We start from the raw sequence: 13,283 nt of genomic DNA on the forward strand, positions 1-13,283 counted from the left end.
AGCAGACCACCATGAGCGTAGCGGAGTATTTTTCTTCGATGGATTACGGTCCCGCACCCGAGGACGATCAGCCCGCGCGCCAATGGCTCGCGCAACATGAAGCGCGTTTCGGGCATTTCATCGGCGGCGCGTGGCATGCGCCGGCGAGCGGCGCGCAGTTCGTCTCTCATGCGCCCGCAAGCGGCGAGCGACTCGCCGATATTGCGCAAGGCGACGCGGCCGATATCGACGCCGCGGTAGCCGCCGCGCGCGCGGCGCAGCCGGGCTGGCTAGCGCTCGGCGGCAAGGGGCGCGCGCGGCATCTGTATGCGCTCGCTCGCATGGTGCAGCGGCATAGCCGGCTCTTTGCGGTGCTCGAAGCGCTCGATAACGGCAAGCCGATACGCGAGACGCGCGACCTCGACGTGCCGCTCGTCGCGCGTCACTTCCTGCATCACGCGGGTTGGGCGCAGTTGCAGGACAGCGAGTTCGCGGATCATGCGCCGCTTGGCGTGATCGGCCAGATCGTGCCGTGGAATTTTCCGCTGCTGATGCTCGCATGGAAGATCGCACCCGCTATCGCAACGGGCAATTGCGTCGTGTTGAAGCCGGCCGAATACACGCCGCTGACCGCGCTCCTGTTCGCCGAACTCGCGCATCAGGCCGGCCTGCCGGCAGGCGTGCTGAACGTCGTCACTGGCGACGGCTCGACGGGCGCAGCGTTGGTCGAGCATCCGCAAGTCGACAAGATTGCGTTCACCGGTTCGACCGAGGTTGGCAAGCTGATCCGCTCGGTCACGGCGGGCTCGGGCAAATCGCTGACGCTCGAACTCGGCGGCAAATCGCCATTCATCGTATTCGACGACGCCGACCTCGACGGTGCGGTCGAAGGCGTGGTCGACGCCATCTGGTTCAACCAGGGGCAAGTCTGCTGCGCAGGCTCGCGATTGCTGGTGCAGGAAGGCATCGAGGCACGCTTCATCGCAAAGCTCAAGCGCCGCATGGAGACACTGCGTGTGGGTCCGTCGCTCGACAAGAGCATCGACATGGGCGCGATCGTCGATCCGGTGCAACTGGAGCGGATTCACTCGCTCGTCGAAACCGGGCGGCGCGAAGGTTGCGCGATCTGGCAGGCAGCGGATACCGCGTTGCCCGCCAACGGCTGCTTTTATCCGCCAACGCTCGTCACTAACGTTGCGCCCGCATCCACTCTTGCACAGGAAGAGATCTTCGGTCCCGTGCTCGTCACGATGAGCTTTCGCACGCCCGATGAAGCCATCGCGCTCGCGAACAATTCACGCTATGGACTCGCCGCCAGCGTTTGGAGCGAAACGATCGGCCGCGCGCTCGACGTCGCGCCTCGGCTCGCGGCGGGCGTCGTCTGGGTCAACGCGACGAACCTGTTCGACGCGGCCGTCGGTTTTGGCGGGTATCGCGAATCGGGCTATGGCCGCGAGGGCGGACGTGAGGGCATTCACGAATATCTGAAACCGCGTGCGTGGCTCAATCTTCCGAAGCGCCAGCCGGTTAGCGCGGCGACGAATGCGAGCGACGATCGTCAGGTTTCGAACCTTGCGTTTATCGACCGCACGGCCAAGCTCTTTATTGGCGGCAAGCAGGCGCGTCCGGACAGCGGCTATTCGTTGCCGGTTCATGCGCCCGATGGAACGCGGGTCGGCGAAGTGGGCGAGGGCAACCGCAAGGACATTCGCAACGCGGTGCAAGCGGCGCGGGCGGCGCAAAAGTGGTCGCAGGCGAGCACGCATAACCGTGCGCAGGTGCTGTTCTATCTTGCGGAGAATCTGGCGGTGCGGGCAGACGAATTCGCGCATCAACTGACGGTGCGAAACGGCGCAACGGATGCCGCGGCGCACGCGGAGGTGGAAGCCTCGGTCACGCGTCTCTTCACCTACGCGGCGTGGGCCGACAAGTTCGATGGCGCAGTGCATACGCCGCCGCTGCGAGGTGTTGCGCTGGCCATGCACGAGCCGCTCGGCGTGATTGGCATCGCATGTCCGGACGAGGCGCCGTTGCTTGCTTTCGTTTCGCTCGCGGCGCCGGCGCTGGCAATGGGCAATCGCGTGGTGGTGCTGCCGGGCGAGGCGTGTCCGCTCGCGGTGACGGACTTTTATCAGGTCGTCGAGACGTCCGACGTGCCCGGCGGCGTAGTGAACATCGTCACGGGCAAACGGGAAGCGCTGCTGCCGGCGCTCGCCCGGCACGACGACGTGGACGCGGTATGGTGCTTCGGCAGCGCGGCGGATGCGACGCTGATCGAGCGTGAGTCGGTCGGCAACCTGAAGCGCACCTTCACCGACTACGGCCGCCAGTTCGACTGGTTCGACCGTGCAAGCGAGGGCCTGCCGTTTCTGCGTCAGGCCGTGCAGGTGAAGAACATCTGGATACCGTACGGAGACTGACCGCGCAGCCAATGCACGCCAACCAGAAAATGGAGGAGACAACGTGCTGAACACTCATTACCTGCTGTTGAAGAACGAGATGGTGCGGCACGCGCCGCATCGCGCTGCGATGAACACCTCGCGAGGAGGGCTGCGTTCATGAGCTCGCAGCCACAACAGAGCGGACGTGTCGTCATTCTCGGCATCTACGTGACCGATCTGACGTTTCGTGCGGCGCGCATGCCGCTCGTCGGCGAGACCATTGCCGGCTCCGCATTTGCGATGGGGCCAGGCGGCAAAGGCTCGAACCAGGCAGTCGCCGCGGCACGCGCGGGCGCCGAGGTTGTGTTCTGCACGCGCATCGGCAACGACGCGTTCGGCTCCATTGCACAAGCAACGTGGGCGCGCGAAGGCATTACGGCGCGCGCCTCGGTGGTCGAAGGCGTCTCCACGGGCGCCGCGCATATTTTCGTCGACGACACCACCGGCATGAACGCCATTATCGTTGCTGCGGGCGCGGCGGGGACGCTGAGCGCGGCCGACGTCGATGCCATCGAAGCCGATATAGCGGGCTCGCGCGTCTTCGTCACGCAACTCGAACAGCCGCTGGCGGCCGCGCGGCGCGGCCTGGAAGTGGCACGCAAGCATGGCGTCACGACCGTCTTCAACCCTGCGCCCGCATTGCCGCTCGACGACGACATCTTCCCGTTGTGCGACTACATCACGCCGAACGAAACCGAAGCCGCCGCGCTGACGGGCGTGCCGATCGCGAACGTCGACGATGCGCGGCGTGCAGCCGACGTGTTGCTCGCGAAAGGCGTCGGCACCGTGATCGTGACGCTCGGCGAGGGCGGCGCGTTGCTGCATGATGCAACCCAATCGATATGGTTGCCTGCGTTCCGGTGCGGTGCGGTGGTCGAAACCGCCGGCGCGGGCGACGGCTTCACAGGCGGCTTTGCGGCTGCTCTCGCGCGCGGCGAGGACGCGATTTCCGCCATGCGTTTCGGCTGCGCGCTCGCAGGCATATCGGTCACGCGCGCGGGCACGGCGCCTTCAATGCCGACGCTCGCCGAAGTGAACCGTGTACTGAGCGAGTCGGCTCAACCAGCGCAGGCTTCGTAATCATTCGTGCCGTGTCAGGGAGATCGTCAGCGCCATGAAGTCTTCGTTTGCTGCGGGAAAACTGTTCGCCGACCGGCAACTGAATTTTCTGCTGATCGTCAACGTGCTCGTCGTGCTGGTCGCGACGTGGCTCTCGCGCGGCCAGTTTGTAGACATCGACAATCTTCAGTCGATGGGCGGCCAACTGCCGGAACTCGGCTTGCTCGCGCTCGGCATCATGCTCTCGATGGTGTCGGGCAACGGCGGCATCGACCTGTCCGGTGTCGGGCTCGCGAACCTGTCGGGCATGGTCGCCGCCATGCTGGTGCCGCGCCTCGTCAACGGTGACGATTCGCCGGTGCTGTACACGTCGCTCTTCTGCGCGATCGTGCTCATGATGGGGCTGCTCGGCGGCCTGCTCAACGGCGTGGTGATCGCGCGCCTCAGACTCACTCCGATTCTTTGCACGCTCGGCACGCAGTTGCTGTTTACCGGCTTTGCGGTTGTGATCAGCAACGGCGCGTCGGTGCATGTCGATTATGTCGAGCCCTTGTCGGACATCGGCAACGGCACCGTGTTGCAGGTGCCGATTGCGTTCTGCATCTTTCTTGCCGCAGTGATCGTTCTCGGGTGGCTGCTCAAGCGCAGTCCATTCGGCCTGCGACTCTATCTGATGGGCACGAATCCGAAGGCCGCGTTCTACGCGGGCATTCCGCGCGCGCGCATGCTGATCACCACTTACGCGATGTGCGGCGTGCTGGCTTCGCTCGCCGGCCTGATCAGCGCGACGCATACGTCCAGCGCGAAGTGGGACTACGGCAACTCGTATCTGCTGATCGCCATCCTGATTGCGGTGATGGGCGGCGTGAATCCGGCAGGCGGCCATGGCCGCATTATCTGCGTGTTCTTCGCGGCGACGGTGCTGCAGTTTCTGTCGAGCCTCTTTAATCTGCTGGGCGTGTCGCAGTTTTTCGGCGACTGCGCGTGGGGCTTTTTGCTGCTGCTGTCGCTGGCGTTCGCCGGCGGTGAACGCGTGCGGGCGATCTTCGGTCTGGGCGGTGGAGGAGGCTCCACCCAGCCCGCGAAGACCCCGGCTTCCGGCAGTGCGGGCGCGACGCAGAGGCGGTAGCGCATAGCGGGTTTTCGGTAAAGGCGGACAGGTTGCCCTGCCTGTTCGCGACGGCTGACACGGCCAGCACGGGCGACATCGAACGATAAAGGAGACTTTGCATGAAATTGACTCGACTGGGCGCCGCGCTCGCAGCAGCCGCTCTTACGGTGGGCGTGATCGCCGCGGCGCAGGCCGCGACCAACGAGACGATTGTCACGGTCGTCAAGGTAACGGGTATCAACTGGTTCAACCGGATGGACGAAGGCGTCAAGGAGTTCGCGAAGGACAACCCCGGCGTGACCGCGTACCAGACGGGCCCCGGCCGGGCGGACGCGGCACAGCAACTGAAGATCATCGAAGACCTGATCGCGAAGAAAGTGAACGCGATCGCCGTCGTCCCCTACGATCCGCCGACGCTCGAACCGGCGCTGAAGAAGGCGATGGATCGCGGCATCAAGGTGGTCACGCATGAAGCGGACAACGCGAAGAACACGATGGTCGACATCGAAGCCTTCGACAACACCGCTTATGGCGCCGGTCTGAACGAACGCCTTGCTTCGTGCATGCACAACGAGGGCAAGTGGGCCGTGCTGGTCGGCTCGCTCGGTAGCCGCTCGCAGGTCCAATGGGCCGACGGCGGCATCGGCAACGCGAAGGCCAAATACGCGAAGATGAATCTGGTCGAGCCGAAACTCGAAACCAACAACGACGGCGAGCGCGCCTATGAAGTCGCAAAAGAAGTACTGCGCAAGCATCCGGACCTGAAGGGCTTCCAGGGGTCGTCGTCGCTGGACGTGATCGGCATTGGCCGTGCGGTCGAAGAAGCGGGCATGCAGGGCAAGATCTGCGTGTACGGTACGGGTCTGCCGACCGAGGCCGGCAAGTTCCTCGAAAGCGGCGCGATCAACGGCATTGCGTTCTGGGATCCCAAGCTCGCCGGCATTGCGATGAACAAGGTCGCGAAGATGCTGGTGGACGGCAAGACCGTGGAGAACGGCGCGGATCTCGGCATTCCGGGCTACACGAAGGTGACGGTCGCGAAGGGTCCGGGCAAGGGCATCATCGTGCGCGGCCAGGGCTGGGTGAATGTCGACAAGTCGAACTACAAGCAGTATCCGTTCTGATTCCGTTGTTCACTTCGGGGCGCGTCCGGTGGGCGCGCCCCGGCACCGCGACCGATCATCATGAATCAACAAGACGTATCTTCTGCGCCGTTGTCGCAACCTTTCCTGGAAGTGGTCGGCGTGCATAAGCGCTTTACCGGCGTACATGCATTGCGTGGCGTGAGTCTCTCTTTCCAGCGCGGGCAGATCTATCACCTGCTCGGTGAAAACGGCTGCGGCAAGAGCACGCTGATCAAGATCATTTCCGGCGCGCAACCGCCGGACGAGGGCCAACTGGTTATCGAAGGCGTGCCGCACGCGCGGCTGTCCGCGCTCGAAGCGCTCGCCGCCGGCATCGAAACCGTATATCAGGATCTGTCGCTGCTGCCCAACATGAGCGTCGCCGAAAACGTCGCGCTCACGTCGGAGCTTGCGACACACGAAGGACGGCTCGCGCGTACCTTCGATCGCCGCGTGCTCGCCGCCACCGCCGCGCGCGCGCTCGAAGCCGTGGGCCTGCCCGGCAACAGCGAGTTTCAATCGACGCTGATCGAGCAATTGCCGCTTGCGACGCGCCAGCTCGTCGCCATTGCCCGCGCGATTGCGAGCGAGGCGAAGTTCGTCATCATGGACGAGCCCACTACGTCGCTCACGCAAAAAGAAGTCGACAATCTGATTGCAGTGCTCGCGAACCTCCGCGCGCAAGGCGTGACGGTGCTGTTCGTGAGTCACAAGCTCGACGAGTGCTACGCGATCGGCGGCGAAGTGATCGTGCTGCGCGACGGGCAGAAAATGGCGCAAGGGCCCATTGCCGAGTTCACCAAGGCGCAAATCAGCGAACTGATGACGGGCCGCCATCTGTCGAATGAACGTTACCGCGAGAGCGCGCATGCGCAGGACATCGTGCTCGACGTGCGCGGCTTCACGCGCGCAGGGCAGTTCAGCGACGTCTCATTCAAGCTGCACGGCGGCGAGATTCTCGGCGTGACCGGGCTGCTCGATTCCGGGCGCAACGAGCTTGCGCGCGCGCTGGCGGGCGTCGCACCGGCGCAATCGGGCGACGTGCTGCTCGACGGGCAGCAGATCGCGCTGCGCACGCCTTCCGACGCGAAGCGCCATCGCATCGGCTATGTGCCCGAAGACCGCTTGAACGAGGGCCTTTTTCTCGACAAGCCGATTCGCGACAACGTGATCACCGCGATGATTTCGAGCCTGCGCGACCGCTTCGGGCAGATCGACCGCACGCGCGCTCAAGCACTCGCCGAACAGACCGTGAAGGAGTTGCAGATCGCAACGCCTGGTGTCGACAAACCGGTGCAGTCACTGTCGGGCGGCAACCAGCAACGCGTGCTGATCGGCCGCTGGCTCGCCATCGATCCGCGCGTGCTGATTCTGCATGGACCGACGGTGGGCGTGGACGTGGGCTCCAAGGACATCATTTACCGGATCATGCAGCGGCTGTCGCAACGCGGTATAGGCATCATTCTGATCAGCGACGACTTGCCCGAACTACTTCAGAACTGCGACCGCATTCTGATGATGAAAAAGGGCCGCGTGTCCGCCGAATATCGTGCCGACGAACTAAGCGAAGCCGATCTGTATCACGCGCTGCTTTCCGAAGCGGCATAGAGGACGTCAACCGCCATGAACTCGCGCATCCCGTCGCGCATCGATCCGCGCACCGACCCGCCCAGCGCATCGCCAATGAAGCAGACCATGACCACTCCCACCGTCGTCGAAATCGCGCCGAGCGTCGAAGCGCCAGGATTGCGCACGCGGCTCGCGCGCAACCCCGAGTGGTTTACCGTTGCGCTGATCGTGGTGACGTGCCTGATCGTCGGCGCAATCAATCCACGATTTTTCCAGTTCGCAACGCTGTTCGACCTGCTGCATTCGGCGACCACGATGTCGCTGTTCGCGCTCGGCACGCTCGTCGTGCTCGCATCGGGCGGCATCGACGTGTCGTTCACCGCGATCGCCGCACTGACCATGTACGGCATCACGAAAGCCGTGTTCGCCTGGTGGCCGGACGCGCCGTTCGCACTGATCCTCGTCACCGGCGCGCTCGGCGGCGTCGTGCTCGGCATGGTGAACGGACTGCTCGTGCATCGGCTGAAAGCGCCTTCGCTGATCGTCACGATCGGCACGCAATATCTCTATCGCGGGCTTTTGCTGACGTTCATCGGCACGACGTTCTTCATGAACATTCCGCACAGCATGGATCGATTCGGACGAATTCCGCTGTTTTTCTATCACACCGCGGACGGCTTGCGCGCGGTGCTGCCCGTGTCGGTTCTCGCGCTGGTCGCGGCGGCGGTCGTCACATGGTGGCTGCTGAATCGCACGATGATGGGCCGCGCCGTCTATGCGATGGGCGGCTCGCTCGCGATCGCCGAGCGGCTCGGCTACAACCTGCGCGCGATCCATCTGTTCGTGTTCGGTTATACAGGCATGCTCGCGGGCATCGCGGGCATTCTGCACGTGTCGAACAACCGCCTCGCGAATCCGTTCGATCTGGTGGGCTCCGAACTCGACGTGATCGCCGCAGTCATTCTCGGCGGCGCCCGCATTACGGGCGGCACGGGTACGGTGGTGGGGACGCTGCTAGGCGTGGTGCTGGTCACGCTCATCAAGAGCGTGCTAATTCTCGTCGGCGTACCGAGCACCTGGCAAAAGGTGATTATCGGCGCGTTTATTCTGCTTGCCGGAACGCTTTTCGCGTTGCAACGCAAGCGCTGAGCGTCTTTTTGGCTGGGCACGCGCTGCGCTTCTCATGTATCGAAGCGCAGCGCAGTAAGTGAGAACGCAAGGGAAAACGCAGCGGACGCATAACGAGACGTAACGTGTGCGCTATCTGCGCTTGCGGTGCTCCTGGCCGCGCTCGGTGATGATCGAATCGAAGTCGTCCACCTGCGAGAACCGCACGGCCTTGACGACGCCGAACTTGCTCATGTCCACCACCAGGTGTCGTTCGACGGCGCTCGCCATTGCGGCCTGCTTCAACGCGACTTCGTGAAAATTCCAGCACGTGACTCCGCGCGCGGGGTCCACGCCGCCTGCTGAAATAAACGCCTTGTTGATGCCCATGCGGCGCAGCATCTCCAGGCTTTCCTCGCCTGCAAACGAATCCGACGAAGGCACGTACACGCCGCCTAGCAGGATCATCCGCACATTCGGCTTGCGCCGCAAAATCTCCGCCACGTTCAACGAATAGCAGACCACTGTGACATGTCGCTCGGGCGGAATGAGCCGCGCGAGCGTGGTGAGCGTCGTGCCGCAGTCGATAAAAAGCGTTTCGTTGTTGCCGATAAGCCCCGCGGCAATCGACGACGCCTCCGCCTTGGCCTGCGCGAAGTGGTCCTTTTCCTGTTCGAGCGAATAGCCGGCGTTGTTCGGTACGTCGGTCGCGCTGACGATGTAGCCGCCGAGATACGTGAAGCGATCCGAGTTGGCCGCGATGTCGCGGCGCACCGTCATTTCGGACACGCCCAGCAAAGCCGCGGCGTCGCGCAGACGCATCACGTTTTGCCTCGTCAAGGCATCGGCGAGAGCGCGAAGACGATCGGGTTTCGGCATGGGAATCCTGGCGCGTGGGCAGTGTGAGCGGCGTTATATTTGAATCAGAACTGCTGAAAGAATTATAACAACTGGCCGGTGCTACGGCGAGCGCGCAAGCGCGCGAGTCGGTGTGAATCCTGCCGAGTGTTTGCGAGCATCTGCGACTCGCGGCGTCGAGCCTCACCGCTTAACACATGGGAACGTGCTTTGCTGCGTCACGGGCGCGGCCGCCGCGTGGCGCGCGTGGGTGGACTCGCAACCCCGACTCACAACCCCGACTCACAACCCGTATGGAGATTGCAATGTCAGGCTTACCGGTCGAACCGACAGTAGAGGACCGAATTCGCAAGCGCGCGTATGAGTTGTGGGAGAGCGACGGCTCGCCCGAAGGGCGGCCCGACGATTACTGGCTGCGCGCGCAGGCACAGATCGAAGCGGAAGGCGACGCGGGCGACGCCGAGCCGCCGATTGCGGCGGAACAGTCGGGCAAGGGCCGACGCGCGGCGGAAGCAATCGACGACGAGAGCGCGGAAACATTGGACACCGCGCAGCCCCCAACCTCCGCGAAGACGCGCGGCAACGGCAGCGCGAAGCGCGGCTAGCGCGGCACAACCACTACACGCGGGAGAAGACATCATGGACTTCGAATATGGAGGCTGCATCGTTCACGTCACGGCAGGCGTCGACGACGGCGCGATTGTCGCGCAGGCGAGGATCGAAGTGACGGAAGGCGCCGTGAGTTCGAGCGACGATACGCACGATATGGAGTTTCATCGCGATTTCGTCGACGAGCATGAGGCGATCGAGTTCGCGCGCGAGCGGGCGACGGACTGGATCGACGAGCATGTCGAGCGAGTGGAGCCCGCGTCGCCCGCCGACGGCTACAGCGGCCCGATCGCCTAGCTGCCCGTCACCCGCCACAACGTTTAAATTTCATCGCCGACCGGTACATTTTTCCAACGACGATAATCTTCCAACGACGACAATCGCGGCGGCTCACACGCGACATTGCCGGGCATGCGCGATGCGGCGCGCTACGCATCGGTTCGTCGAGCGGAGCAACGCATGCGCATCGCCCAGGTGTCACCGTTGTACGAGCGAGTGCCGCCCGTCGCTTATGGCGGCGTCGAAAGGGTGGTGGCATGGCTGGTGGACGGCCTTGTCTCCCTGGGCCACGACGTCACGCTGTTTGCAACCGGCGATTCCCGCACCCGGGCACGACTCGTCTCGGGCAGCGATTGTGCGATTCGCCTGATTGAAGATACGGCCGACGCGCAGGCGTTTCACTTCGCGATGCTCGAGGAAGTGGTACGGCGCGCGGATGACTTCGACCTCGTCCATTTTCACACCGACTACACGAGCTTTCCATTCGCGCGGCGATTGGGATGCGCGTCGCTAACCACCTTGCACTGGCGACTCGACGTACCCGGCTTGAGCGCGCTATACCACCAGTTCGCCGACATGCCGGTGGTGTCGATTTCCGAGGCGCAGCGCGCGCCGCTTCCATGGCTCGACTGGCGCGCGACCGTCCATCATGGCTTGCCCGCCGATCTGCTGCGCTTTCATGAAGAGCCAAGCGATTACGTGGCGTTTCTCGGTCGCATCTCGCCGGCCAAGCGGCCCGACCGCGCAATAGAAATCGCGCGGCGCGCGGGCCTGCCGTTACGCATCGCCGCCAAAATTGCCCACGATGACCGTGAGTATTTCGAGCAGGAAATTGCGAGCCTCTTCGAGTTGCCGCACGTCGAGTACTGCGGGGAAGTCGACGACGCGCGCAAAAACGACTTTCTCGGGCAGGCACGCGCGTTACTGTTCCCCATCGACTGGCCCGAGCCATTCGGCCTCGTGATGATCGAAGCGCTCGCCTGCGGCACGCCCGTGATCGCGTTCAACAACGGCGCCGCGCCGGAGATAGTCGAACACGGCGTGACCGGTTTCCTCGTCGATTCCGTCGACGAAGCAGTGGCCGCGCTCGCGGAAATCGACACGATCGAGCGCGCTGCATGCCGCGCGGCATTCGAGCGCCGCTTCACCGTCGAGCGGATGGTCGATCAGTACTCGCGCATTTACGAAGCGATGCTGCGCAGCACTCGCGGCGCGCAATCCGGACAGACTGACTGAAGCAAGCCGAAACGAAACAGCGAAACAGCGAAACAGCACTACGGAGCGTCTTTCATGCGATTTCTTGCCATTGCGACCGACTACGACAACACCCTCGCATCCGACGGACGCGTCGCCGACGCAACGTGGGACGCGCTCGAGCGCCTGCGCGCCTCGGGCCGCCAGGCGATCCTCGTGAGCGGCAGGGAGATGGACGACCTGCTCGCCGTCTGCCCGCGGCTCGACATGTTCTCGCGGGTGGTCGCGGAAAACGGCGGTGTGTTGTACACGCCGTCGACGGGTACACGGCGGCTCCTGGCGCCGCCACCGCCGCCCGTTTTCGTCGATGAACTGAGGCGCCGTGGCCTGCATCATTTCAGCGTCAGCGAAACGCTCATTGCGACGATGAAGCCCGCCGAGCAGATCGCGCTCGCCGCGATTCGGGACCTGGGACTCGGCTTGCAAATCATCTTCAACGGCGAGGCGGTCATGATCGTCTCGCCGGGCATATCGAAAGCAAGCGGCTTGCAGGAGGCGTTAAGCGAACTGGCGCTGTCGGCGTTCAATGTGGCGGGAGTAGGCGACGCCGAGAACGATCATGCGCTGCTCGACGCGTGCGGTTTTTCGGTGGCGGTTGCCAATGCTCTACCGGCCCTGAAGGAGCGCGCCGATATGATCACGAGCCAGGCGGCGGGCGCGGGTGTCGCCGAACTGGTCGACGCGCTGGTAAAGGACGACTTGCGCGAACGGGCGAGCATGACGCCACGCAGTCGCGTCCTTGTCGGACATGCGCGCGACGGCGGCGAGCCGGCCGACCAGTATTGCGCGGCACACGGCACGGTAGCGCTGCTCGCCGGTGAATCGGGGTGCGGCAAGTCGACCGCCTGTGCGGGTCTGCTCGAACGGTTGGCGGGCATGCACCAGCAGTTGTGCATCATCGATCCGGAAGGCGACTACCAGAACGACGAAGACACGATCGTGGTCGGCGATGCGCACACCGCCCCGCTGATCGAGGAAGTCGTGCAGTTGCTGCTGCGCCCTCCGCGTGCTGCGGTGGCCGTCAATCTGCTGCGCGTGCCGCTGCCGGAGCGGCCCGCGTTCTGCGCGTCGTTACTGCTCGAAGTGCAGCAGTTGCGCGTGCGAACGGGGCGGCCGCACTGGCTCGTGTTCGACGAGGCGCATCATCTGTTTCCCGCTGGATGGGCAGGGGCCAGCCAGACCATTCCGCAGACGCTTGCGACCGCGCTTGCGATCACGGTGTCTCCGCAGCAACTCGACGGCGCGTTCCTGCGTCAGGTGAATCTGATGCTCGCAATGGGTCCGAGCGCGGGCAAGGCCGTGCAGGAACTCGCAAAGGCGACGGATCGCACTGTGCCGAACGTCGACGACATGCTGGGGCAAACGCAGCTGCAACCCGGCGAGGCGTTGCTATGGCGTCTCACCGAGCCGGCGCCCGAAGGTGTGATCCGGCTGGAACCGGGCACGAAGCACCGGCTCAGGCATCGGCGAAAATACGCGGAAGGGCTGTTGATTCCCGAGCGCAGTTTCTATTTTCGCGGGCCCGAACGTGCATTGAATCTGCGCGCGCATAACCTGGTGCTGTTCGTGGAGATCGCGGAGGGCGTCGACGCCGCCACCTGGCGGTATCACCGCGAGCAGGGCGACTATTCGCGGTGGTTCGAAAAGGAAATCGGCGACCCGGATCTCGCGGCGCAGGCGCGGCAGATCGAGCAGGACACTTCGCTCGATGCAGCCGGGAGCCTCGCACGAATCAAGGCTGCAGTGCAGGAACGCTATACGCAGCCGGAGAATCCGTCGATGCCGGCCGTGCTGACCACGAAGCGTGACGCTCCGGCGGCGGACGCATCCGCGCCCGACGATTTGAAGCCCGAAACCTCGGCTCAAAAGGATGGCGCGGCGTAATGGCAGATG

Annotated in this window: 11 protein-coding genes; 10 read left to right on the forward strand and 1 reads right to left on the reverse strand. The window is 64.0% G+C overall.

The genetic code is table 11. The features are described 5' to 3' along the window. Nucleotides 1-11: 11 nt before the first annotated feature. The 6 genes from ACTJLB_RS06115 to ACTJLB_RS06140 all read left to right on the forward strand — a co-directional run bounded on the left by ACTJLB_RS06115 (nt 12) and on the right by ACTJLB_RS06140 (nt 8,432). Nucleotides 12-2,399 (forward strand): aldehyde dehydrogenase family protein, encoded by a 2,388-nt coding sequence (locus ACTJLB_RS06115; RefSeq protein WP_440782769.1) that lies wholly within the window; start codon nt 12-14, stop codon nt 2,397-2,399. Nucleotides 2,400-2,537: 138 nt separating this feature from the next. After that, nucleotides 2,538-3,500, forward strand: a complete 963-nt coding sequence (rbsK, locus tag ACTJLB_RS06120) for a ribokinase (RefSeq protein ID WP_020066135.1) — start codon at nt 2,538-2,540, stop codon at nt 3,498-3,500. A gap of 34 nt (nt 3,501-3,534) precedes the next feature. Beyond that, nucleotides 3,535-4,608: an ABC transporter permease gene (locus ACTJLB_RS06125; RefSeq protein ID WP_204520894.1), complete on the forward strand. Its 1,074-nt coding sequence runs from the start codon at nt 3,535-3,537 to the stop codon at nt 4,606-4,608. 101 nt (nt 4,609-4,709) lie between these two features. Then, nucleotides 4,710-5,714 carry an autoinducer 2 ABC transporter substrate-binding protein gene (locus tag ACTJLB_RS06130; protein ID WP_020066133.1) on the forward strand — a complete coding sequence of 335 codons (1,005 nt, stop codon included), beginning with the start codon at nt 4,710-4,712 and terminating at the stop codon, nt 5,712-5,714. 60 nt (nt 5,715-5,774) lie between these two features. Continuing rightward, nucleotides 5,775-7,322 carry a sugar ABC transporter ATP-binding protein gene (locus ACTJLB_RS06135; RefSeq protein WP_204520893.1) on the forward strand — a complete coding sequence of 516 codons (1,548 nt, stop codon included), beginning with the start codon at nt 5,775-5,777 and terminating at the stop codon, nt 7,320-7,322. Nucleotides 7,323-7,337: 15 nt separating this feature from the next. Then, nucleotides 7,338-8,432, forward strand: a complete 1,095-nt coding sequence (locus ACTJLB_RS06140) for an ABC transporter permease (RefSeq protein ID WP_088174397.1) — start codon at nt 7,338-7,340, stop codon at nt 8,430-8,432. Between the two features lie 111 nt (nt 8,433-8,543). Here the strand turns inward: ACTJLB_RS06140 and ACTJLB_RS06145 are convergent, their stop codons facing one another. After that, nucleotides 8,544-9,269 carry a DeoR/GlpR family DNA-binding transcription regulator gene (locus ACTJLB_RS06145; RefSeq protein ID WP_020066130.1) on the reverse strand — a complete coding sequence of 242 codons (726 nt, stop codon included), beginning with the start codon at nt 9,267-9,269 and terminating at the stop codon, nt 8,544-8,546. A 284-nt stretch (nt 9,270-9,553) separates the two neighbouring features. On the opposite strand from ACTJLB_RS06145, the gene ACTJLB_RS06150 reads away from it, so the two are divergent. The 4 genes from ACTJLB_RS06150 (at nt 9,554) to ACTJLB_RS06165 (ending at nt 13,274) form a co-directional block, all read left to right on the forward strand. Beyond that, complete coding sequence (locus tag ACTJLB_RS06150; protein ID WP_310356839.1) at nt 9,554-9,853, forward strand: DUF2934 domain-containing protein; 300 nt, start codon at nt 9,554-9,556, stop codon at nt 9,851-9,853. A gap of 34 nt (nt 9,854-9,887) precedes the next feature. Further along, nucleotides 9,888-10,154 carry a hypothetical protein gene (locus tag ACTJLB_RS06155; protein ID WP_020066128.1) on the forward strand — a complete coding sequence of 89 codons (267 nt, stop codon included), beginning with the start codon at nt 9,888-9,890 and terminating at the stop codon, nt 10,152-10,154. 162 nt (nt 10,155-10,316) lie between these two features. Beyond that, nucleotides 10,317-11,372 (forward strand): glycosyltransferase family 4 protein, encoded by a 1,056-nt coding sequence (locus tag ACTJLB_RS06160; protein WP_440782770.1) that lies wholly within the window; start codon nt 10,317-10,319, stop codon nt 11,370-11,372. Between the two features lie 54 nt (nt 11,373-11,426). Further along, entirely contained in the window at nt 11,427-13,274 is a 1,848-nt protein-coding gene (locus ACTJLB_RS06165; RefSeq protein WP_440782771.1) for an HAD hydrolase family protein, read from the forward strand. The last annotated feature ends 9 nt before the right edge of the window (nt 13,275-13,283 follow it).

This window comes from Paraburkholderia sp. 22098, from assembly GCF_052045935.1.
In the GTDB taxonomy this organism is placed as follows: Bacteria; Pseudomonadota; Gammaproteobacteria; order Burkholderiales; family Burkholderiaceae; genus Paraburkholderia; species Paraburkholderia caledonica.

Excerpts from the sequence above, each read along its gene's own strand:
- ACTJLB_RS06115 (WP_440782769.1), top strand. The coding sequence starts at position 12 with ATGAGCGTAGCGGAGTATTTTTCTTCGATGGATTACGGTCCCGCACCC.
- rbsK (WP_020066135.1), top strand. The coding sequence starts at position 2,538 with ATGAGCTCGCAGCCACAACAGAGCGGACGTGTCGTCATTCTCGGCATC.
- ACTJLB_RS06125 (WP_204520894.1), top strand. The coding sequence starts at position 3,535 with ATGAAGTCTTCGTTTGCTGCGGGAAAACTGTTCGCCGACCGGCAACTG.
- ACTJLB_RS06130 (WP_020066133.1), top strand. The coding sequence starts at position 4,710 with ATGAAATTGACTCGACTGGGCGCCGCGCTCGCAGCAGCCGCTCTTACG.
- ACTJLB_RS06135 (WP_204520893.1), top strand. The coding sequence starts at position 5,775 with ATGAATCAACAAGACGTATCTTCTGCGCCGTTGTCGCAACCTTTCCTG.
- ACTJLB_RS06140 (WP_088174397.1), top strand. The coding sequence starts at position 7,338 with ATGAACTCGCGCATCCCGTCGCGCATCGATCCGCGCACCGACCCGCCC.
- ACTJLB_RS06145 (WP_020066130.1), bottom strand. The coding sequence starts at position 9,269 with ATGCCGAAACCCGATCGTCTTCGCGCTCTCGCCGATGCCTTGACGAGG.
- ACTJLB_RS06150 (WP_310356839.1), top strand. The coding sequence starts at position 9,554 with ATGTCAGGCTTACCGGTCGAACCGACAGTAGAGGACCGAATTCGCAAG.
- ACTJLB_RS06155 (WP_020066128.1), top strand. The coding sequence starts at position 9,888 with ATGGACTTCGAATATGGAGGCTGCATCGTTCACGTCACGGCAGGCGTC.
- ACTJLB_RS06160 (WP_440782770.1), top strand. The coding sequence starts at position 10,317 with ATGCGCATCGCCCAGGTGTCACCGTTGTACGAGCGAGTGCCGCCCGTC.
- ACTJLB_RS06165 (WP_440782771.1), top strand. The coding sequence starts at position 11,427 with ATGCGATTTCTTGCCATTGCGACCGACTACGACAACACCCTCGCATCC.